Origin of the sequence: Pseudoalteromonas sp. GW168-MNA-CIBAN-0100 (genome assembly GCF_040309225.1) — a bacterium.
Lineage (GTDB): Bacteria > Pseudomonadota > Gammaproteobacteria > Enterobacterales > Alteromonadaceae > Pseudoalteromonas > Pseudoalteromonas arctica.
Window position 1 is genome coordinate 1 of the sequence record NZ_JBEOOL010000720.1, and the last position, 261, is coordinate 261.

1 protein-coding gene is annotated in these 261 nt (G+C 61.7%); it reads right to left on the reverse strand.

Annotated features, from left to right (window positions below; genetic code table 11):
* Positions 1–261, reverse strand: a 261-nt coding sequence (locus AAEY62_RS23165) for a poly-beta-1,6-N-acetyl-D-glucosamine N-deacetylase PgaB (RefSeq protein WP_350636786.1), incomplete at both ends; no start/stop codon positions are given.

A 261-nucleotide genomic window follows, 5' to 3' on the forward strand; every position in this document is an offset into this window, starting at 1 on the left:
CGTTTGTACTGCTTCGGGTCGACCGAGGTGATGGTGGTTTTCGGGTCCCAGCGGGTTACACGCGGCAGTTTCGAATCCAGTTCGAAACTCAGCACCGGCATCCACGCAAAGACCTTCACGTGGGCACGGGTGCGCAATTGCCAGGCGACGCGGTCGAACAGGTCGGCGCGCATCGGCAAGTGACGGTTGGGGAAGTACAGCGAATGCACCAGACCATCGCCCTTGGGATCGGCGAAGGCTTGCAGGAACACCGTGCTGGCG